25 protein-coding genes and 2 pseudogenes are annotated in these 24,824 nt (G+C 58.2%); 23 read left to right on the forward strand and 4 right to left on the reverse strand.

Annotated features, from left to right (window positions below; translation table 11 throughout):
• Positions 1 to 59: 59 nt before the first annotated feature.
• Positions 60 to 659, reverse strand: a complete 600-nt coding sequence (locus M728_RS27470; RefSeq protein ID WP_034884322.1) for a hypothetical protein — start codon at positions 657 to 659, stop codon at positions 60 to 62.
• Positions 660 to 875: 216 nt separating this feature from the next.
• A complete protein-coding gene (locus tag M728_RS27475) occupies positions 876 to 1,337 on the reverse strand; it encodes a transposase (RefSeq protein ID WP_026622558.1) in 462 nt (153 codons plus the stop codon).
• Between the two features lie 395 nt (positions 1,338 to 1,732).
• Here M728_RS27475 and M728_RS27480 point away from each other — a divergent pair.
• A pseudogene (locus M728_RS27480) lies at positions 1,733 to 1,905 on the forward strand (Rrf2 family transcriptional regulator); the annotation flags it as partial.
• 79 nt (positions 1,906 to 1,984) lie between these two features.
• Here M728_RS27480 and M728_RS27485 read toward each other — a convergent pair.
• Positions 1,985 to 2,887: an acyl-CoA dehydrogenase family protein gene (locus tag M728_RS27485; RefSeq protein WP_245269795.1), complete on the reverse strand. Its 903-nt coding sequence runs from the start codon at positions 2,885 to 2,887 to the stop codon at positions 1,985 to 1,987.
• 1,407 nt (positions 2,888 to 4,294) lie between these two features.
• Here M728_RS27485 and hemN point away from each other — a divergent pair.
• From hemN to M728_RS27595, 22 genes and pseudogenes are all read left to right on the forward strand, one after another.
• Complete coding sequence (gene hemN, locus M728_RS27490; protein WP_370906513.1) at positions 4,295 to 5,758, forward strand: oxygen-independent coproporphyrinogen III oxidase; 1,464 nt, start codon at positions 4,295 to 4,297, stop codon at positions 5,756 to 5,758.
• 417 nt (positions 5,759 to 6,175) lie between these two features.
• Positions 6,176 to 7,594 (forward strand): dicarboxylate/amino acid:cation symporter, encoded by a 1,419-nt coding sequence (locus M728_RS27495; protein ID WP_245269796.1) that lies wholly within the window; start codon positions 6,176 to 6,178, stop codon positions 7,592 to 7,594.
• A 497-nt stretch (positions 7,595 to 8,091) separates the two neighbouring features.
• Positions 8,092 to 8,520, forward strand: coding sequence for a helix-turn-helix domain-containing protein (locus M728_RS27500; protein ID WP_026622561.1), 429 nt, complete (start codon positions 8,092 to 8,094; stop codon positions 8,518 to 8,520).
• Positions 8,521 to 9,061: 541 nt separating this feature from the next.
• Positions 9,062 to 9,610 (forward strand): FMN reductase, encoded by a 549-nt coding sequence (gene msuE / locus M728_RS27505; protein WP_026622562.1) that lies wholly within the window; start codon positions 9,062 to 9,064, stop codon positions 9,608 to 9,610.
• 413 nt (positions 9,611 to 10,023) lie between these two features.
• The gene (locus M728_RS27510) at positions 10,024 to 10,569 is read left to right on the forward strand and encodes a hypothetical protein (protein ID WP_026622563.1); all 546 of its coding nucleotides are present in this window, start codon (positions 10,024 to 10,026) and stop codon (positions 10,567 to 10,569) included.
• A 391-nt stretch (positions 10,570 to 10,960) separates the two neighbouring features.
• Positions 10,961 to 11,281 carry an iron-sulfur cluster assembly accessory protein gene (locus tag M728_RS27515; protein ID WP_026622564.1) on the forward strand — a complete coding sequence of 107 codons (321 nt, stop codon included), beginning with the start codon at positions 10,961 to 10,963 and terminating at the stop codon, positions 11,279 to 11,281.
• 24 nt (positions 11,282 to 11,305) lie between these two features.
• Complete coding sequence (locus tag M728_RS27520; protein ID WP_026622565.1) at positions 11,306 to 12,010, forward strand: iron-sulfur cluster assembly scaffold protein; 705 nt, start codon at positions 11,306 to 11,308, stop codon at positions 12,008 to 12,010.
• Complete coding sequence (gene nifS / locus M728_RS27525) at positions 12,007 to 13,197, forward strand: cysteine desulfurase NifS (RefSeq protein ID WP_026622566.1); 1,191 nt, start codon at positions 12,007 to 12,009, stop codon at positions 13,195 to 13,197. The genes M728_RS27520 and nifS overlap by 4 nt, the downstream gene beginning before the upstream one ends.
• 354 nt (positions 13,198 to 13,551) lie before the next feature.
• Entirely contained in the window at positions 13,552 to 13,935 is a 384-nt protein-coding gene (gene nifW / locus M728_RS27530; RefSeq protein ID WP_026622567.1) for a nitrogenase stabilizing/protective protein NifW, read from the forward strand.
• A gap of 182 nt (positions 13,936 to 14,117) precedes the next feature.
• Positions 14,118 to 14,969, forward strand: a complete 852-nt coding sequence (locus M728_RS27535) for an electron transfer flavoprotein subunit beta/FixA family protein (protein WP_026622568.1) — start codon at positions 14,118 to 14,120, stop codon at positions 14,967 to 14,969.
• 14 nt (positions 14,970 to 14,983) lie between these two features.
• Entirely contained in the window at positions 14,984 to 16,093 is a 1,110-nt protein-coding gene (locus M728_RS27540; RefSeq protein ID WP_026622569.1) for an electron transfer flavoprotein subunit alpha/FixB family protein, read from the forward strand.
• A 10-nt stretch (positions 16,094 to 16,103) separates the two neighbouring features.
• A complete protein-coding gene (locus M728_RS27545; protein ID WP_026622570.1) occupies positions 16,104 to 17,411 on the forward strand; it encodes an FAD-binding protein in 1,308 nt (435 codons plus the stop codon).
• A gap of 12 nt (positions 17,412 to 17,423) precedes the next feature.
• Entirely contained in the window at positions 17,424 to 17,723 is a 300-nt protein-coding gene (locus M728_RS27550) for a ferredoxin family protein (RefSeq protein WP_026622571.1), read from the forward strand.
• A gap of 153 nt (positions 17,724 to 17,876) precedes the next feature.
• Positions 17,877 to 19,616, forward strand: coding sequence for a nif-specific transcriptional activator NifA (gene nifA, locus M728_RS27555; protein WP_370906540.1), 1,740 nt, complete (start codon positions 17,877 to 17,879; stop codon positions 19,614 to 19,616).
• A gap of 180 nt (positions 19,617 to 19,796) precedes the next feature.
• On the forward strand, positions 19,797 to 21,278 hold the full coding sequence (gene nifB / locus M728_RS27560) for a nitrogenase cofactor biosynthesis protein NifB (protein ID WP_026622573.1): 1,482 nt from the start codon (positions 19,797 to 19,799) through the stop codon (positions 21,276 to 21,278).
• 33 nt (positions 21,279 to 21,311) lie between these two features.
• Positions 21,312 to 21,512, forward strand: coding sequence for a 4Fe-4S binding protein (locus tag M728_RS27565; protein WP_026622574.1), 201 nt, complete (start codon positions 21,312 to 21,314; stop codon positions 21,510 to 21,512).
• A gap of 86 nt (positions 21,513 to 21,598) precedes the next feature.
• On the forward strand, positions 21,599 to 21,925 hold the full coding sequence (locus tag M728_RS27570) for a nitrogen fixation protein NifZ (protein WP_026622575.1): 327 nt from the start codon (positions 21,599 to 21,601) through the stop codon (positions 21,923 to 21,925).
• Positions 21,922 to 22,179, forward strand: coding sequence for a putative nitrogen fixation protein NifT (gene nifT, locus M728_RS27575; protein WP_051441017.1), 258 nt, complete (start codon positions 21,922 to 21,924; stop codon positions 22,177 to 22,179). Before M728_RS27570 ends, nifT begins: the two co-directional genes overlap by 4 nt.
• Positions 22,176 to 23,051, forward strand: a complete 876-nt coding sequence (locus M728_RS27580; RefSeq protein ID WP_026622576.1) for an SIR2 family protein — start codon at positions 22,176 to 22,178, stop codon at positions 23,049 to 23,051. The genes nifT and M728_RS27580 overlap by 4 nt, the downstream gene beginning before the upstream one ends.
• A 541-nt stretch (positions 23,052 to 23,592) precedes the next feature.
• Positions 23,593 to 23,826 carry a hypothetical protein gene (locus M728_RS27585; RefSeq protein WP_026622577.1) on the forward strand — a complete coding sequence of 78 codons (234 nt, stop codon included), beginning with the start codon at positions 23,593 to 23,595 and terminating at the stop codon, positions 23,824 to 23,826.
• Positions 23,827 to 23,956: 130 nt separating this feature from the next.
• Positions 23,957 to 24,037 (forward strand): annotated as a pseudogene (locus M728_RS27590) (co-chaperone GroES); the annotation flags it as partial.
• 94 nt (positions 24,038 to 24,131) lie between these two features.
• On the forward strand, positions 24,132 to 24,344 hold the full coding sequence (locus tag M728_RS27595; protein ID WP_026622578.1) for a hypothetical protein: 213 nt from the start codon (positions 24,132 to 24,134) through the stop codon (positions 24,342 to 24,344).
• On the opposite strand, the gene M728_RS27600 is transcribed toward M728_RS27595, so the two are convergent.
• The gene (locus tag M728_RS27600; RefSeq protein ID WP_370906514.1) at positions 24,324 to 24,596 is read right to left on the reverse strand and encodes a helix-turn-helix domain-containing protein; all 273 of its coding nucleotides are present in this window, start codon (positions 24,594 to 24,596) and stop codon (positions 24,324 to 24,326) included. The two genes, M728_RS27595 and M728_RS27600, sit on opposite strands and share 21 nt — an antisense overlap.
• Between the last annotated feature and the right edge of the window lie 228 nt (positions 24,597 to 24,824).

Below are 24,824 nucleotides of genomic sequence, written 5' to 3' on the forward strand. Positions count from 1 at the left end.
GCTAAACGGTGCACGAGGCCCCTCCCTGACGCGGCGGCCATTTGTGCGGTGCGATCTCGTCATGTAAGACCGAACCGCTCAAGCATCTTCTTGAGCTTTAGGTTCTCTGCACAGAGCCTTTCAGCGAGCCGCCTCTTGAGCCGTCTGTTTTCCATATCAAGGGCGGCAACTTCGTCTACGAAGAGCAAACCACCGGGAGCGTTAGATCGCTGGCTTTGATCCTCGTGCGTCCGCATTGATTCATGCATCGCTTGAACGCGCGCGAAATGGGCGCGCTTTCCAACAGCACCCCTCGATGTTGTTGGTCCGGACACTGGCTGGCTCTCTGGCATTTGCGTAACAGCTTCGAATTCCGGACGATGAGCGTCATGCTGATTGTCAGGCTGTGCGCCATCGGTCGAAGGTATTGCTGCCGCTGGTGCAACAACGCCGTCACCGTCGCATTCGCTGGCAGAACCACCATTAATCCGGTCAGGCGTCGAATTTTTGCTCGCCTCGGATGCCGCGGGTGCTTCACCTAAACTGAGCAGATGCGATTCCTCAACTTCACGGGCCAAAGCCTTAAGGTCTGTGTCACCCCAAATTGAGTTCGTCCGTTCTTTTGGCCGCCGTCGCCCCGCCTTAAATTCAACAACGAAGTTCCTTTGTGGCGTTTTCATGTACCCTCAACCCTCAGCAAATCCTGAACCGCGAGCACCAGTCGGCGCCACCGCTCGTGCTGGCGAATCCATATATCCCCTCACCGCGCGCTTCAACTAGCCAGGGCACGAACTCTCGCTCGCGCCAGCCACATTGCAGACATTCCAGCGAATCCAAACTTCTGGCGTAACCCTAGGCGGCCAACGAAATCGTGGGCCCACGGAGTTCCAATTTTTCTATTCGTCCAGCCCGAGCCTCTTGCGCAGCTCTGCATTTTCCGCGCGCAACTTTTCTGCCAAGAGCTTGCGGAGCCTCTGATTCTCATCTTCGAGTCGAACAAGGTCTGCCAACTCATCGTCAGTGGCGAGGGACTCCCGTTTATCATCGAGCTTTGCGGCCCTTTTCCACTGATAATAGGTTTGCTCCGATATGCCGGCGCTCTTGATGGCGTTCTTGAGTTTGCTTTTGCCTTCGGCGACTTGCGTCTCGATCAGTCTGAGCTTCTCAGCTTTTTCTTGTTCGCCATACTTCCTGGGCTTAGTGACCGACACCCTTGCAGCGCTCGCTTCGGGTTTAGCTTCAACTGGGGCCGCCTTCCGCGGCCGTGGTGACCTTTGCTTCTTAGCCGTTGATGGTTTCACTTCGGCAGGCGTCTCAACGCCCGCAGCAGCCGTTTCCGTTTTATTTTCGTCAGCCATCGGTAAATCCCCTCGTTAGCCACAATCTGTTTTCTGCTGAGTGAACTACAGAGTCAACAGATGCGTCAAACGCCTTCATTTCGCATAATTAATCTTGGCTCAGCATTAATACGAAGCGGCCGGGCGATGCACATGAAGGGACGACAGAGCCGATTTCAATGATCTCGTCGCTGCGATAGTTGAGGCGCAGCGAGTGGTTCGGTATCGAGAATGAGACGCCACTTCAAAGAATGCGCACAACGGCTGCGCATCAGATGGGTGTTCCAATTCACGGATGCGGGCGGGGTTTTCGCTGCCACGCGAGCATCCCCGTTAATGACAGCGGAAGAGTTCAGTTCACCAGTACTCTCGCTATTTCCATAGCCGCACGCGTCGGTTCCGTCGCAGGGCTTTGACGGCCCCATGACGGACCGCTCGCTCCCATCCGCCATGCGAGCAGAACCGCGTTTGACGCGTGCAACGACTGTGACGATCCGGTCAGCTGTCAGATCCGACTATCGATGACCGAGTTTGCGATGCGATCGCGACCCTTCACATGACACTTGCGGATTTTTGGCGACAAGCATGAAAGCGCCGCCGATCCCGACGTGGATGCCGGTACGCGCGCCGCAGGGGAGTGAGGCCGACCATCTGTACGTCACTCCAGCTTAACTGGTGAGTGTCTGCCCGAGTTCTGCCAGCAACCGAGGCGTCTCCCGCGCGCCATCGGGCAGCGCAGCGATTTCAAGCGCGGTGGCAATTCTGCTTGCCTCCGACACGTCAGCCGGAGTCGCATTAACCTGCGCGAGGTCAAGCGCGGTAGCTGCCCGCTCAATCAGTGCCGCTAGGATCTCAATGTCCAACCGAAATCGTCCGATCCGCTCGTCCCGCAACCGGCCGCTAAAGGAGCTATCACCGTGCCGCAATTCCGCAGCAAGCTTCCGGCGTTTCTCGCCGAGGATAGTCGAAGCATGAAGAATGCTGCCTAGCGACTGCGAAAGCGGTAGTGCGTCGCTATTGAGGGCGAGCACCGAGTCGGCCGGCACATGAACCTGGTCGAAGTTGTATAGTGCGGGCTCGCCGCTATGGGCGAGACGGACTTCGGAGCTGCCGCGCTGCACGAGCAATAAACTCAACACTTCAGCTTCGCTCAAGGCAAGCAACGCGAACCATCCCGGCTCCCCGAGACTGACCGCCTCGATTGCACCGCTGACTTTGAAGCCGATACCGTCGGTGACGTACCGCTGACTCGGTCTGTGAACTCCGACCGCAGCCGACGACAGCCTTTCACCCGAGACTACACGCAGGTAGATGCTCCGTCGCTGCTCTTCGCTCCCGGCGTTACGGACCAATTCGAGAGCGCGGAAATGACTGGCGAGCGCACGGGCGGCGGTGGACTGCACCTCAGCAATCTGTGACACTACGCGTGCGATCAGCCGGTTAGAAACGTCAGCGCCGTCGAAATCGTTCGGAATGGGAATGGCAAGCAGGCCGGACCGCTCCAACGCTTCAGCGGAAAGCCCAACGGGAGCATCGGCGGCGAGCGCGACAATCTCTGCAGCGGCCGCCAAGACGTCTTCGTCGGACGCTACTCGAAGCGGCACTGGCCTGAGACTGCCATGAAGATGTGTAAAGGAGCCCATCTCTCACGTATCCTTCACTATGACCGGCCAGCCGGACGCGCGCATCCCATTTGGCCGATGTGTCATCGCACAAGGGCCCGAAGCGCTCTGAGGGCGAAACTAGGAAACTAGTGGGCGAAGACAGAGTTGGATACATTCCCGAAACACTCTTCGTCGCTCTGTGCGGGCGGATCAGCGTTTCCGCGTCTATCGACAGCTGAACTGCATGCGCAACCCGAATACTCGGGTCCGAACTCGCTCACGCCAGAAATCAAAAGACTGAAGGAAAGCTCACAATGGCGAGGGCATTTGGCTACTCCTCTGTTGTTACTCATCATGCGTGGGCGCGAAGGATCGCCGCCTTCTGATCGCTCGTCAACAATGTCGATAGAATATATGCGGCATAGAGCTATGCCAGAATGTTCGGATAATAAGCTGAAGCTTCCATTTCTCCCGATATTGCTCCGGCGTGAGAGTGTGCTTCGCCATCAGGTTGGGACGGCAATTGCGTCTCGGCCGTTCGGGAGGTCGTCGCCAAATTGCCCAAAGTATGAGGCGGGCGCTGACGGAAGACAGTGCACCCGATACCTGCGTCACGGGCACGCCTGGTGAAAGGCTCATCAGCATCTGTACGCAGATCCTCGCTCACTCAGCAGCGGCATTCTTCGAAGTTGGGGGGCGGCATTGGACCTGAAACCCTCCTCGTGTTCTCGAGAAGACGGGCCTGAAACCTGATGCCTCGGCCCTAGAACAAGCCATCGCAAGTGAACACAATGCCGAGAACGGAGAAAGTCAAATGTTGTCCTGGCGAGACTTGACTGAAGAAGACGCCGGTAACGAGACGCCGCGACTTCGGTCGCACACTGCATTCTTGAGGCTTATCACGGCAGTGAGAGCCTAGAGTATCTCCTCTGGTTCGGGCTCTTCCTCGGCCTTGTGAATCGTCAGCACGTAGACAGGCTCGAGCCCTGCGGCGGCCATAAGGCGGGCAGTGTTAGGCACGGTCGATACCATCTGCGTTGTGCGCGAGCAGACTGATCTCTCGGCCGTGAATTACAACACGCAGAAGAGATCGTCATCGACGCTACGGGTAACGCAGTGGCAGCAGTGCGTCTATGTCGCCCTTCGTCGAACGGGTGATCGTCGTGAGTTGAAGCAATTGCGGACAACTCTGTCGTAATTGTCGGATGCGCGACTGGGGTTTGTTTGACAACCTCTAATTTCGGTCCAGGTGAATAGATCGAGAACGCTAGCGATACTCGAATTTCAATACCATTGCCGGCACTGGCATGACTTTTGAACTTGCTTATCGAAAGGCCGCGCGAACTGTGGACTGGCATTGAGATGGTGGGGTCAATGATGGCTGACGGCGAAAAATGCACGCTTGATGCGAGCGCGGGCTCGCAAGCGATCGAGAAGGACATGGCGCGTGCGTTCGGGGCACGTCATCGGGCCGACGGGAGACGACAGTCATTTGGCATCACGCCGCAGACGGCCATACCGTTGAAGTATTGTGAAGCCCACCTGCCTTGGTACACTATCTATCCAACGGTATCGCAGTTTTCCCCGGCTGTCGGCGCCAACGTGTGGGGGGAATGGCTGAGGGACATTCCAACTGACGATGCTGTATCGCTCTATCTCCACATCCCATTCTGCCGGTCGATGTGTTGGTATTGCGGCTTTCCTGTCAGCATCACTCGTCGGGATGCATCGGTCCTCAACTATTTGGCAGTGCTACGTGAGGAGATACGTTTGGTCTCGGAGCAAGCGCCGCAGGGATTGCCCGTGAGCGACGTACATTTCGGCGGCGGAACGCCAACCCTCATGCCGCCGGCGGAGTTCCTGGCTCTAATGGAACTCCTGCGCAACTACTTCGCGTTTAAGAAGGCGGCTACGATCGCTGTCGAGATCGACCCGCGCACGTTCACAACGGAGATGGCCGAAGCCTTAGAAGCAGCCGGGGTAAACCGCGCGAGCCTTGGCGTGCAGAGCTTCGATCCCATTGTCCAACAAGCGATCAACCGGGTCCAGAGTGAGACGCAGGTGGCGGCTGCCGCCGAAAACCTGCGTCGGCATGGAGTACTCCGCCTCAACTTCGACCTCATGTATGGTCTTCCGCATCAAACAGTGCAGTCGTGTGTCCAGAGCGCCACGACAGCAGTCGCGATACGCCCCGACCGGCTTGCCGTCTTCGGCTACGCGCACGTTCCATCGTATAGAAAAAATCAGCGCTTGATCGACGAGGTGGCACTGCCGGACATGGCTGCCCGCGCTGAACAGGCCGCGGCCGTGGCCGATACGCTGGTCTCCGCCGGCTATCGCCAAATCGGTCTGGACCATTTCGCCTTGCCTTACGACGAGCTCGCGCTGGCGCAGGAAGCCGGTCGTCTGCGGCGCAATTCCCTGGGATACTCGGCCGATACATGCCAAGTCCTGATCGGCTTCGGCGCATCGGCCATCAGTCGTCTCGGCGAAGGTTATGTCCAGAACGAACTTGCACAGAGCTCCTATACCCGGCACATATCAGCTGGCCACTTGGCGACATCAAAGGGTTATCGTCTCACCGGCGAAGATCGCGTGCGAGCCGCAATCATCGAGAAGCTAATGTGCAATTTGGAGGCCGACGTGCCGGCAATATGCGCCGCTCACGAATTTGATCCAATCCCTATTTTCGATTCAGCTAGGCGTTTGGCGACGCTGGCCGAAGACGGGATAGTGGATATCGCCAACGGTTTCGTGCGCGTACGGCAGGAGCATCGCTTTGTCCTTCGCGCTGTCGCTGCCGCATTCGACCCTTATCTCATCCGCTTACCCGACTAGCGCCGCCAAGCAACCTGTCGCGCGATCCGATGCGCACACTGATGTCGGAGGTCCGGCTATCGCTCATGCAGCGCTGCAAAGTTGCAGGCGCGGTGTCGCGAGTTCGCGCAGGCACAGTGAAAATCACTGGTTCAAGGGAGCGCGGTGATGCGCCCATGGTCGGAGGCTTTGGACGCATTGCGCATGTTCTCTCCCATTGGGCCAGACACTTTTTGCGGCTTTCCGGACAATCCAACTGCGTCCAACTCGGCGCTCTAAGAAAAAACGCAGCTATTTCAAGCCCTGTCCGAGTCGCGCTCAGTTGGCGCGTTTGTTGCTCGATACCTCCACATGACAGCCGCCGCTGTCGATCTTCGGAAAGTGGCCGGGAGGCCCGGCATATCGCCGGACTGGGCGTCCCTCGTGGAGGATATCATCATGATCATTGAACATTCCGCGGAGGTCCGCGGCAAGACACCCTTTTATCGTCACCTCTATGTCCAGGTGCTGGCCGCGATCGCCGCGGGCATCCTGCTCGGGCATTTCTATCCGAACATCGGTACCGAGCTGAAACCGCTCGGCGACGCCTTCATCAAGCTCGTGAAGATGATCATCGCGCCGGTGATCTTCCTGACGGTTGCGACCGCCATCGCCGGCATGACCGATCTCGCCAAGGTCGGCCGCGTCGCCGGCAAGGCGATGGTCTACTTCCTGACCTTTTCCACTCTCGCGCTCGTCGTCGGCCTCATCGTCGCGAATGTCGTCGAGCCGGGCGCCGGCATGCATATCGACCCGGCCTCGCTCGATGCGAAGGCGGTTGCGACCTATACCGAAAAGGCGCATGAGCAGTCGATCACCGGCTTCCTGATGAACATCATTCCGACGACGCTTGTCGGCGCCTTCGCCGAGGGCGACATCCTGCAGGTCCTGTTCATTTCGGTGCTCTTCGGCATTTCGCTGGCGATGGTCGGCAAGAAGGCTGAGCCTGTCGTCGATTTCCTGCGGGCGCTGAGGCTGCCGATTTTCCGGCTGGTGGCGATCCTGATGAAGGCGGCCCCGATCGGCGCCTTCGGTGCCATGGCCTTCACCATCGGCAAATACGGCATCGCCTCGATCGCCAACCTCGCCATGCTGATCGGCACCTTCTATCTGACGTCGTTCCTCTTCGTCCTCGTCGTCCTCGGTGCGGTGGCGCGCTATAACGGCTTCTCGATCGTGGCGCTCATCCGCTACATCAAGGAGGAACTCTTGCTGGTGCTCGGCACCTCGTCTTCGGAGGCCGCACTGCCGGGCCTCATGAACAAGATGGAGAAGGCGGGCTGCAAGCGCTCGGTCGTCGGCCTCGTCATCCCGACCGGCTATTCCTTCAATCTCGACGGCACCAACATCTACATGACGCTGGCGGCGCTCTTCATCGCCCAGGCGACCGACACGCCGCTCTCGTATGGCGACCAGATCCTGCTCTTGCTCGTTGCCATGCTGAGCTCTAAGGGGGCTGCCGGCATCACCGGCGCCGGCTCCATCACGCTGGCCGCGACGCTTTCGGTCGTTCCGTCGGTGCCGGTTGCCGGCATGGCGCTGATCCTCGGCATTGACCGCTTCATGTCGGAGTGCCGCGCAATTACCAATTTTGTCGGTAATGCAGTTGCGACGCTAGTGGTGGCGAAGTGGGAAGGCGAGCTCGATCAGGCACAGCTTGCGAGCGTACTTGCGGGCGACGCGCCGGTCGAGATCGCTCCCGCGGTCATTTGCCCGGCGGTGGTGGAGCGCCTCGACGGGCCTGAGGGCTGCACGTTGCACCACGTTCGACACTTTGGCATCCAGACAGTTAAGAACGGCCGACAGAGATCTCCGTGACAAAACAGCCCCCACCATCGTCCAGCGCCGGTGCGCATGCGCCTGAGGAAATTGCCAGGAATCGGACGGGCTGATGGTGTCAGTGCCCTTCTCTCCTGGCTGTAATCTGCGACCGGCAACTTGCAACGTACCGGTGCGCGCCGCCCAGTGACGGAACCGTCAAAAAGTCAGCGGCGCGCTTTGCCGCGCCCCACGGCAACAAGCACAGTCGGCGCAGCCGCCGTAGTGGAGCCGTCGCAGTACGTTTGGCAAGGCGCTGTCGAACAGGCGACTGAACGTCGAGAAAGCGGCTTTGCGTGCAGCCGCTATTGCAGTTTCTGAAAAATCACCTTGTATTAACAACACCCCATTCCTGCTTTCTATAGGAATTCAATGGGGCGGTATTGGGCCCCGCGCAACGGTAGAGCGGGCGTTCCGTACGAACGCCACAAAATGGAAACGTTATCGAGATCGGGGCAGGCGTGGGCTACTGTCGCTGAAAGAACATGGAGAACTACATGCTGAGTCGAAGGCCTGAAGGAACGAAGAGAAAGCCCGAACCTGTTGACATTCATGTCGGCCGTCGAATTCGTTTGCGGCGGGCGTGGAAGGAAATGACCCAGTCAAGTCTCGCCGACGCCATCGGAGTCACGTTTCAGCAGGTACAAAAATATGAGAAGGGCACCAATCGCGTGGGTGCAAGTCGCCTCCAACTGATGGCAAACGCTCTGGACGTGCCGATTTCCTATTTCTTCGAAGATAGTCCTGGCGCAGTCACCAGCGAAGGCGACAAAAACAGTGCCACAACCGGTCTTCAGCCAGAACTCCTAGAGTTCGTGTCAAGCGATGAAGGCGTTGCGCTCATTAGCTCCTTCTCGCGGATAACGGATGAGAAAGTGCGGCGCCGCACCATCAGCCTCGTGAAAGCGCTCGCCGAAGGACATTGAATAAGAGAATTCAGTCTCCATAAATGAATGAGTCACCGGAGCCCGTTGCGACGGACGATGATGACATCATCAGCGGGGAGCGCCGACCCAGCACCGTGGAAATCATCGCTGCCGGGCTTGCATCGCCATTTGTATTGATCGGCCGCGAGTAGCGGACGATTGGTGCGCTATGCGAACCCGAGGATCCACCATGCCCATATCTGTTAGCCGCTGCCATCAAAGGCCGGGAACAAACATTGTCATCTTCAAGCCGACTGTCAATTTATTGGGGCTTCTTTGTAGCGCCATCGAGGGAAACGATCATAGCGCACTTAAGCGCCGGCAGCTTTGTCTCTCGCTCTGAAGATTATCGCCTCCCCAAGAAGGTGGCCGCCGCCCGCGCCATCGATTGGCAAGAGCCCGAAAGGCCAAACGACGGAAGCCCACAATAGCGGCACAGCCCAGAGAGACCGGCGCAAAGGGTCTTTCATTTCACTCACACCATGTATATAAACTCTATGCATTTAGTGTCGTAGTTGGATGCCATGGGGAGATCACGCGTATGACACAAAAGAAGGTTCTGGGCTTTTCCGGGAATATAAAGCGTCCGTCCACGACGCGCTCATTTGTCAACCATATCGTTGGACAACTGGCAATCAGAACAGGAGCGTCGGCGCAGTCCTTCGATATCGAGGACCTTGCACCTTCACTGGCGAACGCAAGACGACTGCACGACCTCGCTGCAGAGGCGCGCTATGTCGTAGATCAAATGATCGGCGCGGACGCCTTGGTCGTTGGCTCGCCCACCTACAAGGGCAGCTATACAGGACTTTTCAAACATTGCTTCGACTTGCTCGATCCAAAATCGCTCAGGGGCAAGCCAGTGATCATAGTCGCAACAGGCGGCGGCGAACGGCATTCGCTCGTCGTCGAACATCAACTGCGACCTCTGTTGGCCTTCTTTGAAGCTTTGGTGATGCCGACGGCTATCTACGCCTCCAGCGCAGACTTCGCCGATGGAGAAGTGATATCCGAGTCTATTCGACTTCGCGTGGAGCAGGTCGTCGAGGAAGCAGCTTACATGATCGGACGCTTCGAGGCCGCAAACTGATCGACATAGAGCGGAATCGCGTTTGGCTGGCGAATCGCGCTCAAGGATGAAGCGCGATTTGCGAAAGACAGCAGTTCTCGTCACTCGCAAGGAATGTCCCTTGAGACGATATGGATGAACCGCTGAAAATAAAATGTGTGAGGGCCCGGCCGCCATCGCCGTGGGCTTAGGGTAGCTCCCTTGTTTTCCATCGATTTAGGAACTCTGCGGCAAATGACGGTGATCATGACGTTCGGCACACGGACAGTGAAATCGTCAAGCGATCCGTGACGACCACTGCCTGGGCGCTGGTTGGCATCCTACTTGCGGGTGCCCACGAGGCAGGCGCAGGCGGCAAACCGTCGGTCAGGCCTCATCACGAACACGCGCCATCCAGAAGATTAAAATGCAGTCCACATGAGGAGCAGCAACTTATGACGTGCATCGTCGGTTCGATCCACAACGGTTCAGTTCACATCGGGGGCGATAGCGCTGGCGTGGCCGGCCTTTCCCTTACCGTCCGCGCCGATCGCAAGGTCTTCCGCAAGCAGGACTTCATCTTCGGCTTTACGACTTCATTTAGAATGGGCCAGCTGTTGGCACACTCCTTCCTACCGCCAAAGAGGCATCCTGAATCCGATGTCTACGCCTTCATGGTAACGGAGTTCGTCGACGCGCTCCGCCGCTGCTTGAAAGATGGTGGCTATGCCCAGCGGCACAACGAAGCCGAACGCGGCGGCACTTTTCTCGTTGGCTATGCCGGACGGCTCTTCAAAATCGACGAGGACTATCAGGTTGGCGAGCCGGTCGATGGTTTTGATGCCTGTGGGTGCGGGTACCGAATAGCGCTGGGGGCGCTCTTCGCATCCTCAGACTCTCCGCCTCGCGAAAGATTGGAGATAGCTCTCGATGCTGCTGAGCGATTTTCTGCCGGCGTACGCGGACCGTTTCATTTCGAGACGCTGGACTCGGCCGAATGACGGCGGTCGATGCGCAACCGCTCTTGCGCCAAGTATTACTGGGAGTCGCACAAAGTCTGCGCTACCGGCCAGCTGATCTATCGACCACGGATGGGGCACTGATATCTCCGGCTGACGGATTCTTCGCTCGCGTCTTTGCAGCGAGATCTTCGGGGGCGGGGAGTGCCCCAAAGGCGAGCCGCTCTATTAGTGTCTTGGACAGGTTTCCTCCGTGAGGAAAGCACGAGGACCGCATCTTCCAAACCGCGCCCAGTCTTGTTGGATGCCCGACGATGTCAGACATACGACATGGCGGTGTAGAGTCATCATGTTGTTTGGAAACCGATTTTCTCGTTGGCACGGTAGATGCTCCGTCACCTCAAAACAAATGCCAGCGAGGTTAGACCGACTCATGATCACGCTCACCGAGAACGCCGTTGCCGTCATGAAAGCTGTGCTTTCCCAAGCCACCGAGCCGATGGAAGGCTTTCGCATCATGGTCCAAGCAGGCGGCTGCGCCGGACTCAAATACCTGATTGGTCTGGAAAGCTTCTCGCGCGAGGGCGATGCGCTCATCGAGGCAGACGGGGTTAAGGTGTTCGTGGACGCAGGCTCGCAACCCCACGTCCACGGCATGACCGTTGACTTCATCACGGGGTTCGAGTCCGCCGGCTTCATTTTCGACAATCCGAACGCGCAGGAGAAATGCGCCTGCGGCAAATCTTTCAGCTGACTACCTGACACAGTGAGAAGGCTCATGCGGGACTATTGGGCAAGGATCCAGGAACACTTCTTCAAGTCGATGAATGCCGGCGTTCTGGAGGCACCCAATCCAGTTACTCAGATCGGCGATACCTTCTGCAGAAATGCGCGCGAAGCGATGACTAGAGTCAATCCGGTAGCGCAAGTGCTCACCGCGGCGGACTTCCAGAATTGGCTCAGCAGTTGTGCGCTCGTCCCCTCTTCGGCGATTACCGAACTCGTCAACGGAAAAACCATCGACGATCGACTCCGGATCACCCATCTGGCGATGGCGAGCCGCCGAAGCAGTCTGCCGCCGGAAAAGACGCATGATTGTTCGGCGACGAGTTATACAGCGACCGCAAGTTCCCGCAGCGGGAACCGCCTCTTTGACCGCGAGGGTGGCGCCCGCCTCCACAAAAGCTTCAATGTCGATGGGGTGATCGGAGGGACTGCCGTATCAGCAGACTCAACACCGAACAGTTCACCTATGACACGAAGCGTGCTGGCGGCTGGGCCACGTGCTCCGACGCAATGGAAAGTCGTCGCCGGGGACATGCAACGATGGTCACCGAAGGCCTCATTACGTCCGAAAAGGCCCGCGCAGCTGGCAGAAGAGACGTCCGCGCCCAAACGGCGTGGTCGATTGTGGAGGCGAGAAGTCGCTTCCGCCGCCCTCCGGGGGGCGTCGCAACTTGCAACAGCCGAGTTCGCACAATGAGATCTGTTTATCTCGACAATAACGCAACGACGCGAGTCGATTATGAAGTCGTTCAAGCCATGCTTCCGTTCTTTACGGATCAATTCGGAAATCCTTCATCGAAGCACGCATTTGGCTCCTCTGTCAGTGCCGCGGTGAAAAAGGCGCGCCGGCAGGTACAAGCGCTCATCGGCGCGAGGTGCCATCATGAAATCGCGTTCACCTCGGGCGGGACGGAAAGTGACAATGCGGCAATGCTTTCGGCACTCGAAGTGATGCCTGATCGCACAGAGATTGTGATTTCCTCGGTCGAGCATCCAGCAGTGCTAACGCTCTGCACTCATCTCGAGAAAACGCGCGGCGTCAAAGTGCACAGGATTCCGGTGGATCACCATGGCCGTCTCAATCTCGACGCCTACAGGGCCGCCCTCACAACGCGTGTGGCAGTCGTTTCGATCATGTGGGCGAATAATGAGACCGGCACGATATTTCCCGTGGTCGAACTCGCTGAACTGGCCAAGGGGGTCGGGGCGCTTTTTCACACAGACGCAACCCAAGCGATCGGTAAGATTCCAGTCAATCTCAAATCGACTGCAATCGACATGCTCTCGCTCTCCGGCCACAAGCTGCATGGCCCGAAGGGGATTGGCGCGCTCTATGTAAAACGCGGCATACGTTTCCACTCGCTTATAAAGGGTGGCCGCCAAGAACGTGGTCGGCGCGCCGGTACAGAGAATACCCCCGGCATAATCGGGCTCGGCAAAGCGGCCGAACTTGCCCGGAAGTTCATGAAAGACGAGAACACAAGGGTGAAGCTACTCCGAGACCGCCTGGAGAACGGCATACTCCAGCGTGTACCTGACACGTTCGTTGTCGGCAATCCGCTGGAGCGACTGCCCAACACTACGAACATAGCCTTCGAGAATGTGGAAGGCGATGGCCTGGTGCATTTTCTCGATCGCTATGGCATCGCCTGCTCCTCCGGTTCCGCCTGCGCCTCTGGCTTGTTGGAGCCGAGCCACGTCTTGAAAGCGATGAATATCCCTCATACTGCGGCAAACGGCGCAACCCGCTTCTCCTTTTCGCGTGAGAACTGCGAGGAGGACGTCGACCGTGTACTCGACGTAATATCCGAAACTGTCCAGAAGCTGCGCGACGTAGGCCGTAATGGATCGTCTCTCGTAGACATCCAAGCCTTTATGCCGTGAGGGGAAGAGGCAGCCTCCATCCATGTGTCAAATCTTGCCCAACGATATGACCCCGCATGACGGTAACGCCCGCGCTCTCTTCGTCGCGTTGGGCTCCGCGGCGAAGATCCTCGGTACTGTCTCTATAAGAGCTGACTGCCGGCCCGTCGCAAGAGCAGTGGCCATCAAAGACGTCGCGTCGGTTATCCCCGCGGGTGGGCATATCGGTGGTGTAGTTGAAATCTCGATCATCGGCCATGCAGCGACTTCCGACACGATCGCCTCGCCGGCTGCTGCCAACTCCAATCTTCGTCTTTTGGCTGCAGGTCACGTTTCGGCAAATGCACCCAGCCCAGTACCGACTAGGAGAAAGCAATGAGCCGTTGTTCTGATGATGGCCGTCCCATGGATGTCAACGACATCCTCGAACGGCTCAAAAGTCTGTCGGATGCGGAGGAGTTTTTCGCAGTCCTTGGCGTCTCCTATGACGCGAATGTGCTCGATGTCTCAAGGCTCCATATCATGAGGAAAATGGGGCAGTACCTCGCCGAAGACGACCTTTCTGATCTCCCCAACCAGGTGGTCGCTGCGCGGGCGCGCGCCATGCTGGAACGCGCCTACGAAGATTTCGCGACATCCTCGCCACTCACACATCGGGTCTTCAAGGTGCTCAAGGACCACGACCCAGACAAACCTGCCACAGGAGGCCGCACCTTCGTCCCACTCGATTCGGTCCTAAAGTCGTTCGAGAGAGAATGAATGCGACTGGTTGGGACACGCCAATGTCGCAATTACGACAATTCCGGTCACGCACAGATAGGGCTCAGAGGAAGAAGATCCGCATTTCAATTGAATAGGGTGAACGCAAAGCGGTTGGCACGAATGGTGCTTCGCTAGGAGATGAATGCCAAGTCTGCCATCGAAGGGAGCAAGAGATCGCCATGCACATCGTAGTCTGTATCAAGCAGGTGCCGGACTCCGCACAGATACGCGTCCACCCTGTCACGAACACGATCATGCGCCAGGGCGTGCCGACCATCATCAACCCCTATGACCTGTTCGCCCTCGAAGAAGCACTCAGATTGCGCGATTCCCACGGCGGCGAGGTCACCGTACTCACCATGGGCCCGCCCATGGCTGAGGATGCATTGCGCAAGGCGCTCACTTATGGCGCCGACCGCGCCATACTTCTGACTGACCGCCATTTTGCCGGCTCGGACACTCTGGCGACCTCCTTTGCTCTTTCTCAAGCAATCGCGAAAATCGGGGAGGCCTTCGGAACGCCTGACATCATCTTCACGGGCAAGCAGACGATCGACGGCGACACCGCCCAGGTCGGACCCGGCATCGCCAAGCGCCTCGATCTCCTACAGCTCACCTACGTCGCGAAAATCGCCTCCATTGATCTCGCTTCACGCGAGATCACAGTCGACCGACGCTCGGAAGGCGGAACGCAGACGCTAAAGAGCAGGCTCCCTTGCCTCATCACCATGCTGGAAGGCACCAACGAGACCCGCCGCGGCTCGCTCGACGACGCACTGCGCGCTGCGCGCAGCCAGGTCGTGAAGTGGAGTGCTGCCGACGCCGGCATTGAGGACCTCACCAAATGCGGCCTGCGCGGTTCGCCCACTGTCGTCAAGCGCGTCTTTGCCCCTACGGCGCGGGCGGAAAGGGCGGAGCAAATCGACAGCGCGGATAAGACGCTTCACGACCTTGCTGATGAGCTGATCGCCGGGATCTTTGCGCGCCAGCCGGCGCTGGAACGCGAACTCGCCACTGACAGCGGCGCGTGAGGCGAGGAGTAACACTGTTGACCGCGAAACAAAAAAAACCTTCTCCCCCCGCCAGCCGCGCGGGTATCAAAAGAGAGCTGCCCGAGCATTTCAGGGACTATCGGCACGTCTGGGTGTTCATCGAGCTCGAGCGGGGCCAGGTCCACCCTGTTTCCTTCGAACTGCTTGGCGAAGGACGCAAGCTCGCCGACGAACTGGGTGTCGAGCTTGCGGGCGTCGTCCTCGGGCCGCCCGGCGAGTCCACCCGGCATGCCGTTGCCGAGGCTTTTGCTTATGGCGCCGACCTCGTCTACCTGGTCGAGGCTCCGCTACTTGCCGATTACCGCAACGAGCCCTTCACCAAGGCAATGACGGATCTGGTCACTGCCTACAAGCCCGAGATTTTGCTCCTCGGCGCGACCACGCTCGGCCGCGATCTCGCGGGTTCCGTGGCGACCACGTTGCTGACTGGGCTCACTGCCGACTGCACCGAACTCGCTGTGGATGCGGATGGTTCCCTCGCGGCGACTCGGCCGACCTTCGGAGGCTCCTTACTCTGTACGATCTACACGCTTAACTGCCGCCCCCAGATGGCAACAGTACGGCCGAGAGTCATGGCCATGCCGCAGCGCGCGAACAAGCCGGTCGGCCGTATCATTCAGCACGACGTCCCGATGCTTGAGGAAGAGATCGTCACAAAGGTCCTCGGCTTCTTGTCCGACGGCAAGTCGGCAGAGGCCAATCTCGCCTATGCAGACGTCGTGGTTGCCGGAGGCCTCGGTCTCGGAGCGGCGGAAAACCTGAAGCATTTGAGGAACATCGCTGGAGCCATTGGGGCCGAGTGTGGCTGTTCGCGCCCACTGGTTCAGAAGGGTTGGATGCCGGCTGATCGGCAAATCGGCCAGACTGGCAAGACCATCCGGCCGAAGCTCTACATAGCGGCCGGAATTTCCGGCGCCATTCAGCACCGCGTCGGCGTCGGTGGAGCCGATCTCATCGTAGCGATCAACACCGACCCGAACGCACCGATTTTTGATTTCGCCCACATTGGTGTTGTCAGCGATGCGATCCGCTTCCTGCCCGCTCTGACGGAAGCTTTCACCCGCCGGCTGGCGCCGCACAATCGCGAAAAGCTTGCGAACTGAGGGACACGGCATGATCGAAGAAAAGTTCGATGCGATTGTGATTGGGGCCGGCATGTCCGGAAATGCGGCTGCTTACACCATGGCAAGCCGAGGCCTGAAGGTCCTGCAGCTGGAGCGCGGTGAATATCCGGGTTCCAAGAATGTCCAAGGGGCCATCATGTATGCGAACATGATGGAGAAAATCATTCCGGATTTCCGAGATCATGCGCCTCTCGAGCGGCATCTGGTTGAGCAGCGCTTCTGGATGATGGACGACACATCCCATATCGGGCTGCAGTACCGGTCGGATGAATTCAACGAGACGAACCCCAACCGTTACACCATCATTCGTGCCCAGTTCGACAAATGGTTTTCGCGCAAGGTGCGCGAGGCCGGCGCAACAGTGCTATGCGAGACGACTGTGACTGAACTCGCCCACGACACCGACGGTAGGGTGATCGGCGTCCGCACCGATCGCGCCGGCGACGTGATCCTGGCAGACGTGGTCGTTCTCGCCGAGGGCGTCAATGGACTTCTCGGCACGCGAGCCGGATTGCGTAAGACGCCGAAGCCAGAAACCGTCGCACTCGCCGTCAAGGAAATGCATTTCCTGCCCGAAGAGGTGATCGGCCAGCGGTTCGGTCTAAGGGGCAACGAAGGCTGCGTGATCGAGGCAGCCGGAACCATCTCCCGCGGCATGGCCGGGCTCGCCTTCCTCTATACCAACAAGGAGTCGATATCGCTTGGTATTGGCTGTCTCGTCTCCGATTTCGCCGCTACGGCGGAAAGTCCCTATAATCTGCTCGAAAGCTTCAAGAACCATCCGTCGGTCAAGCCGCTAATCGCGGGTTCGGAGATTAAGGAGTATGCCGCTCATCTAATTCCGGAAGGTGGCTACAAGGCAATCCCGCAGCTCTTCGGCGACGGCTGGGTTGTTGTGGGCGACGCGGCGCAGCTAAACAACGCCGTGCACCGCGAGGGCTCCAATCTCGCCATGACGTCAGGTCGCATTGCCGGTGAGGCTATCTTCCTGGTCAAGAGTAGAGGGCACCGCATGACAGAGGAGAACCTCGCCCTCTACAAGATGATGCTAGACAAGTCCTTCGTCATCAAAGACCTGAAGAAATACAAGGATATGCCTGCCCTGCTCCATACCAACTCACGCAACTTTTTCATGACCTACCCGAAGTTAATGTCGCAGGCTGCGCAGAACTTCATGCGGGTCGACAGTACCCCGAAAATCGATAAGGAAAGGGCGACCACGGCCGCCTTCATCAAAGCGCGCTCACGCTGGGGACTGGTCAGCGATGCAGTTCGCTTCGCATTCGCCTGGCGATGAAGGAGAGATGAGATGACGATCGCAGTTGCTAAGCTACGAGTGGAAGATAAGCTTTACCAAAATCGTTATCTGGTCGACTCAGGGCGCCCGCACATTAAAGTGCGTCCGCACCAATGGCCGAGCACCAACCTGCTCGCACTGACGCGCGTCTGTCCGGCCAAGTGCTATGAGTTGAATGAGAAGGGCCAAGTGGAAATCACCGTCGACGGCTGCATGGAGTGCGGCACTTGCAGAGTACTGTGTGAGAAAAGTGGGGAGATCGAGTGGAATTATCCCCGAGGCGGCTTCGGTGTCCTTTTTAAGTTCGGATGAGTGGGAGGCAAAACGTCCATACGGTATTAAATTCTGGATCTTGTTGACTAACGCAAAAAAAGGGCCTTGGAATATGATGTCTCCAGAGTTCAAAATCCAAAAAGGCGCTTGGCAGGAGCACTTGACAACCTCTGAGGAGTTTCCATGCGTCACATGCTGCGCGATCGGGTCGACGAAAGAGGGCGGTCCGAATCCTCCATAAAAACCCAGGCGGATCTCTCGCTCAGCGGAATCTACCAGATATCGAAGGTCCTGACCGCTCCTACCCGGCTCGAGATTACGCTTGCCAATGTCGTGAACACCCTCCCCTCGCTGCTGGATATGCGTCACGGAGCAATCGTCGTCCTGGAAAGGGACGAAGAGCCGGAGTTCGTCGCAACTGCCGGCGTCACGCGCCCGCCTCAATCAGGCAATGACCGAGCAATACCGCAGGCCGTGCTGGACGAGATTGTCGCTACGGAGGCGCCGGTATTCATTCCGGATATCAGCAAGTCCGAACTATTTCCGGCTGATTTCCAAACGTCAAACAGTGGCGCCCCGCCAACCAGCTTTATAGGTGTCCCGCTAAAGGCAGAGCGCAAAATACTTGGGGCCTTATCGATCTACTGCGTCAGCGATTGCACGGCCGGCTTCCGCCGCGACGAGGACGTACGCTTTCTGACCATGGTCGCCAATCTTATCGGCCGGACCATTTGGCTCCATCGCACCCTGGAGCTGGACGGTCAGCAGCCCGCCCACGAGCAAGGGAACGGCGAGACATCTCCTAGCGCGGAGAGACGCGACACCAGTCGGCATCCGCGTGCCAGAATCGGCTGGCTCATCGGGGAAAGTCCGTCAGTCAAACAGGTGCTGGAAACCGTTTCGGCCGTGGCAACGACCAATACAACTGTGCTTCTGCGAGGTGAAAGCGGGACCGGAAAGGAATTCTTTGCACAAGCCATCCATGAGCTTTCACCTCGGAGTAAGAAGCCTTTCGTCAAATTGAACTGCGCCGCACTGTCCGAAGGCGTTCTGGAGTCGGAGCTGTTTGGGCACGAAAAGGGTGCCTTTACCGGCGCCATCTCGCAACGCCCGGGCCGTTTCGAATTGGCGAATGGAGGAACGCTGTTACTTGATGAGATAGGTGAGATTTCGGCTGCCTTTCAAGCCAAGCTGTTGCGCGTCCTGCAGGAAGGCGAACTGGAGCGGGTGGGCGGCACGAAAACGCTTAAGGTCGACGTTCGACTCATATGCGCCACCAATAGAAATCTTGAGACAGCTGTCGCCAATGGGGAGTTCAGGGCTGACCTCTATTACCGCATTAGTGTGGTACCGATTGTTTTGCCGCCGCTTAGAGAACGACCCGGCGATATTCCACGGCTTGCAAGGGTTTTCCTCGACCGGTTCAACAGGGAGAATGGTCGCGAGCTCTCCTTCGCGCCCTCGGCACTTGACGTTCTCTCGCAATGTTATTTCCCCGGAAACGTCCGTGAGCTGGAAAACTGCGTGCGACGAACGGCAACACTCGCGCATTCAAGGACTATCGTTGCTTCGGATTTCGCCTGCAGGAACAGTCAGTGCCTCTCTTCACTACTCTGGAAAGGAACCGACTGTTCTCCCGGCGGCAATGCCATCGATCAGATCAGTCGGAGTAGTAAGATTCCGGGTTCTTTGCCGCTCTCGGAAAGATCCGTCCGCGCCTCGCAGAGCGAGGTCTCGCCCGCCAAGGGCTGCGATCCGAAGGACCCCGCTTGCCCCGCTATGGACTCGCGTTTGACGGAGCGCGAGCGGCTGATCGACGCGATGGAGAAGGCCGGCTGGGTACAGGCCAAGGCGGCTCGTATCCTCGGCCTCACGCCGCGTCAGGTGGGCTATGCTCTACGTCGGCTTGGTGTTGCAGTGAAGAAGTTCTAATCGTGCGTCGACGAGGCGCGTTGCCCTTCGCGAACAATGTCGAGAGCCTGACAAAACCGCGTCGAGAGCAGACAGACAGTTTTCCGACAGGAAGCGCCAACAGGTTGAAGTAAAACGTTCTTCGAATTGGCACGGCGATTGCGTTTTGAGCTACATCGTTCACCAGCCACGGAGCCGTTTATGTCCGCACGGATGACTGCGCTTGAGAGCCTCACCAGAACGACATCCTTAGACCAGTTGCAAACGCCCGCGAAGTCCGGTGGCTGTGCATCCTCCTCCTGCGGCTCCCCCTCACAGCCCAATGATGTGAACTCAGCTGCATGGGAGAAGATCAAGGATCATCCCTGCTATTCAGAAGAAGCCCACCACTATTTTGCGCGAATGCATGTAGCGGTTGCGCCTGCCTGCAACATCCAGTGCCACTACTGCAATCGCAAATTTGACTGCGCCAACGAAAGCCGGCCTGGTGTCGTTTCGGAGAAGTTGACGCCAGACCAGGCGCTACGCAAAGTCATTGCGGTCGCCAATGAGGTGCCGCAGCTTTCCGTGCTCGGCATCGCCGGACCGGGCGATGCCTGTTACGACTGGAGGAAGACTAAGGCGACATGTGAACGGGTCGCCAAGGAAATCCCCGATATCAAGCTTTGTATCTCCACGAACGGCCTGGCGCTGGCGGAACATGTCGACGAACTCGCTGAAATGAACGTGGACCACGTGACGATCACCATTAACATGATCGATCCGGAAATTGGCGCAAAGATATATCCTTGGATTTTTCATGACCACCGCCGCTACACCGGAATCGAAGCAGCCAGGATTCTGCACAAGCGGCAGATGCTGGGTTTGGAGATGCTGACCGAGCGTGGCATTCTCACCAAGATCAATTCGGTGATGATCCCCGGCGTCAACGACGAACACCTGATCGAGGTGAACAAATGGGTCAAGGAGCGCGGCGCGTTCCTGCACAATGTAATGCCGCTGATTTCCGACCCCGCCCACGGTACTCATTACGGCCTGACCGGGCAGCGCGGCCCACGGGCGATCGAACTGAAGGCACTTCGAAATCGTCTTGAAGGTGGTGCCAAGTTGATGCGCCATTGCCGGCAGTGCCGGGCCGATGCTGTCGGCCTGCTCGGCGAGGATCGTGGCCAGGAATTCACGCTCGACCAGGTTCCCGGTGAGATCACCTACGACGCTAGCAAGCGCGAGACCTATCGGGACGTGGTCGCCCGCGAGCGAGGCGACTACATAACGGCCAAGAACGACGCGATCGGGATGATCAAGGATGCAGGTTCCGGCGGGTCGCTTCTCGTGGCGGTGGCGACCAAGGGCGGCGGTCGTATCAACGAACACTTCGGTCATGCCAAGGAATTCCAAGTTTACGAAGCCTCGGCAATGGGAATCAAGTTCGTGGAGCACCGCAAGGTCGAGCAGTACTGCCTCGGCGGCTGGGGCGAAGAGACCACACTCGAGCGTGTCCTCGCTGTGCTCGAAGGCATAGATATCCTCCTGTGCGCCAAAATCGGAGATTGCCCCAAGCATCAGCTCACGGAAGCTGGTCTGCGTGCAACAGACGCTTTTGGCTATGACTACATCGAGACGGCCATCAGCACGCTTTACGCCGCCGAGTTTGGGGCTGAACCACTGCCGACCAGGGCTTGAGCCTCTCATCCAACCGAAACTAGGAGCTGAAGAATGTCCTTCAGGATCATCGCATCCCAATGCACCCAGTGCGGAGCCTGCGAGTTCGAATGCCCTTCCGGCGCGATCAAGTTCAAGGGCGAGGCCTACGTGATCGATCCGGACAAGTGCACCGAATGCAAGGGAGCTTTCGAGTTACAGCAATGTGCCTCCGTATGTCCGGTGCCAGAGACCTGTGTTCCCGCTGAACTTTAGTCCGGTTACCGACATGACGGGTCTTCTTACGAAACAGGCCTTGAACTCCTTTGTCGACACGCTGCAGCCCAGAAAGGACAACAGTCATGGGCCTCGAACGCGAACAGGAAGTCGAAGTCCGCAACCCACCGCGATTTATGCCGGGTGAGCGGGTCCGTGCCACACGCCATGTCAAGAATGACGGCACCTATCCTGGGAAAGATGTCGGCGAGAACCTGGTACGGAAAGGCGACGAGGGCTATGTGCGCGACATCGGCACCTTTCTCCAGCAGTTTTACATCTATGCCGTCGAATGGATCGATCGCGGCAACATCGTCGGCATGCGCGCGCGCGAACTGGTGAGTGACGACGAGGCCCGCGGGGTCGGCGTTGCCGAAACCGCCATCGATCTCAACCAAAGGACAGCCAGATGAAGGTCATGATCCGCAGAACGAGCACCGGTTTGACGGCGTATGTTCCTAAGAAAGATCTCGAAGAGCCGATCGTGAAGGTCGAGAACGAAGACCTGTGGGGCGGGGCTATAACGCTGAGGAACGGCTGGCGGCTCGCCCTGCCCCGCCTCCCGCGGGATACGCGTCTGCCGGTCACCATCGAGGCGAGGAAGATTTCCGATGAGGAAGACACTGCGCAGCCAGGCAATCGCGAGCGGCAGAGAAAACCGCAATGAACACGATCTTGACCCCGGACGGTCTGTTGGTCGTCCGCAACAGTGACGCCGAAAGATGGCTTGATCTACTGAAGAAGGCGGTCGCCGCCGATGAGATCATCCCGTATCTGGGTCCAGGCCTCCTGCAGCTCAACTGCGCGGAACCGCCTGTACCGAATACGCCGGAAGTCGTTGCCGCAGCGCTCAATGCGCGAACGCCCGCCCCTTCCAAGATCCGCACCAATATGTGGTCGGTCGCGCAGTTCATCGAGCAGCGCCGACATCGCCGGACGCTTCAAACCTGGCTGGCCGAGATATTCGCCCCGCCTGTTGCGCCGACCATCCTTCACGACTGGCTCGCAAAGCTGCCACTCTCCCTCATCGTCGATAGCTGGTACGACGGGACGATGCGCGCAGCCCTCGTAGAGACCCGGCGGACGGACGTGGTCGAGATACAAGGCGTCTCACGCGCGACCGAAATGGGTGACATTTGGACAAGGACCTACGGTTTGACCGGAAAGGAACTCGAAGCCGGACCAGAGGCAAGAACGGTTCTCTACACGCCCCACGGCAGCATCAGGCCGGCCGCAAACTTTCTCGTGTCGGATTCCGACTATGTGGAAGTCTTAACAGAAATAGACATCCAGACGCCCATCCCCGAAGTGGTGAAGGAACGGCGTACCACCCGCGGTTTCTTCTTCGTCGGGTGCCGCTTCAACGACCAGATGCTGCGCATTTTCGCTCGGCAACTGATGAAACGCTCCAAAGGCCCACATTTTGCAGTCGTTGATGCGGAAACGCTGACCAAAACCGAACGCCGTTTCCTGTCAGCAAGCGCAACCACGGTGATCGACATGCCGATGGGTGAAGCCGCTGCTTATTTTGTCGGATGAAGTTCAGCGAAGGGGTGGTGAGGTAGCGTCGAATGCAACGGCGACGCGCGTAGCACAAGGCGGTGCTTCGTACGCCCAGTGGTGTGGGAGTTGCGCCTTGCAGGCGAGTTTAAATTCAGCCGCCCGAGATGGCGGTCACGGCAAAGCTTGGCGAGCAACCGTGTACTGAGTCTTGCGTGGTGTCCGGCAACGGCCACTGCGAAGCGTAGACAGGGAGGCTGTAGGCCGGAACATATGTGAACGGGAAGATAGCCCCGAAATCGAACGTGATCGGAGTAGCCTACCCTGTCTCTCAAAGGGGAAGGCGGAATGCCGCGTGATTGCGAGTGGCACGAGGTGCTCCCGGGGTTCGTACCGCCAGCCTCGCAATTGAAGGATTTGACGTGAACAAGGGAAATCCATCCGTTCAAGCGCAAGCTTGTAGGACCTGCCAAGCCGCTGAGGCGAGAAGCGGCTGATGACCGGGTGAAAGTCAGACGGACTGACAGTACTCGGAGGACGGGAGAGCCGAGCACATGGGGAAGCGGTCAGCGGTAGTTGAATGTTCTTGGACAACATGGGCTCCATTCACGAACATCGGGTCGTGGATCCGCGCCTGATCAGCTTCATCCGGCGCTGGTTGAAGGGTACGCATCCGAGTAAGGCCGCCAAAAACGACAGTGCGGCTATGGATCGGCTTGAGATTGTCGATACGGGTCGGCGTCGTCGCTTTAGCAAAGAGATGAATGGCGCCGGCTCGCACGCGCGTGGCAACTGGATGTTGCGTCGGCTGTAGGCAGCTTTGTCCCGGCGTTGCTTGTTCCAGAGATAGAGCCGGCAGCAGAGTCATTGCCGACCGCCGGCCGGATGGAGGTTGTCAGCGCGAGCGGTCGCCGTGTGATCGTGGACCGCGATGTCGACGTTGAGGAGATCGGGTGCTCTTTGGCAAATGGTCAGGCACGGAAATGAAGATTGAGGATGAGGATTTGCTGATCTTGAGATCTTGAAGGAAGCCGACGTGATCGACGTCATCGAGGGAATGGGTGCTGATGGAAAAGCCCCTGAGAACGCCACCGTCTAAAGGTCTGAAGAGTCGAACCGATGGCTGTCATAGTCGTAAATTTCCATTGCGATGCGCGTGACCGCATGCTGCGCGGCGGCGATACGCTTGCCAATACCGTGAAGGTGACATTGGGGCCGAAGGTCGAAAAGTCCTTCGGCGCGCCACAAAAGGACGGATTCACGGTGGAAGCTAACATTGTAGTGTCGCTGTCGACTCTGTGGCATTGCAATTCAAAGGCTCGTATAGCGTGACGGCCGTTCCGCTAGTTCAGCGAACGTGGAGGTTGGCACTCGAAGTGCAGCCGCTATGCGCCTGAGCCGGTCCGGGTCGACATCAGCACCTAGTTCAATGCTTGTGATTTCTGCGCAAGTCAGTCCGCAGGTCAATGCAAGATCCTCGACGCTATATCCCACCGCTTCGCGAGATCGCCGAACAGCGGCGCCGATATCGACGTCGCCTCGGTTCGTGACGGACGCGCCTGCATTGCTCATTGAATTTGCCATAGGGCAACTCCTTCTATCATGTATCATTAGGGAGCTCGCAGCTACAGGGGCAGGACAGACCGATAATGTTGCAGTGCAACATTTGTGCAATAAGTATGACAATTGCAAGGCAGGCGCTAACCCGACACACTCAGGTGACTACCACCTCGCGAGCTGTGAGCTTGTCGACGTAAACATTACCGAACGGAGCCCCGCTCTAAACATCTCGGCTTCCTCGCGGCTGCCGAA

The sequence above is a fragment of the Ensifer sp. WSM1721 genome, from assembly GCF_000513895.2.
Lineage (GTDB): Bacteria > Pseudomonadota > Alphaproteobacteria > Rhizobiales > Rhizobiaceae > Sinorhizobium.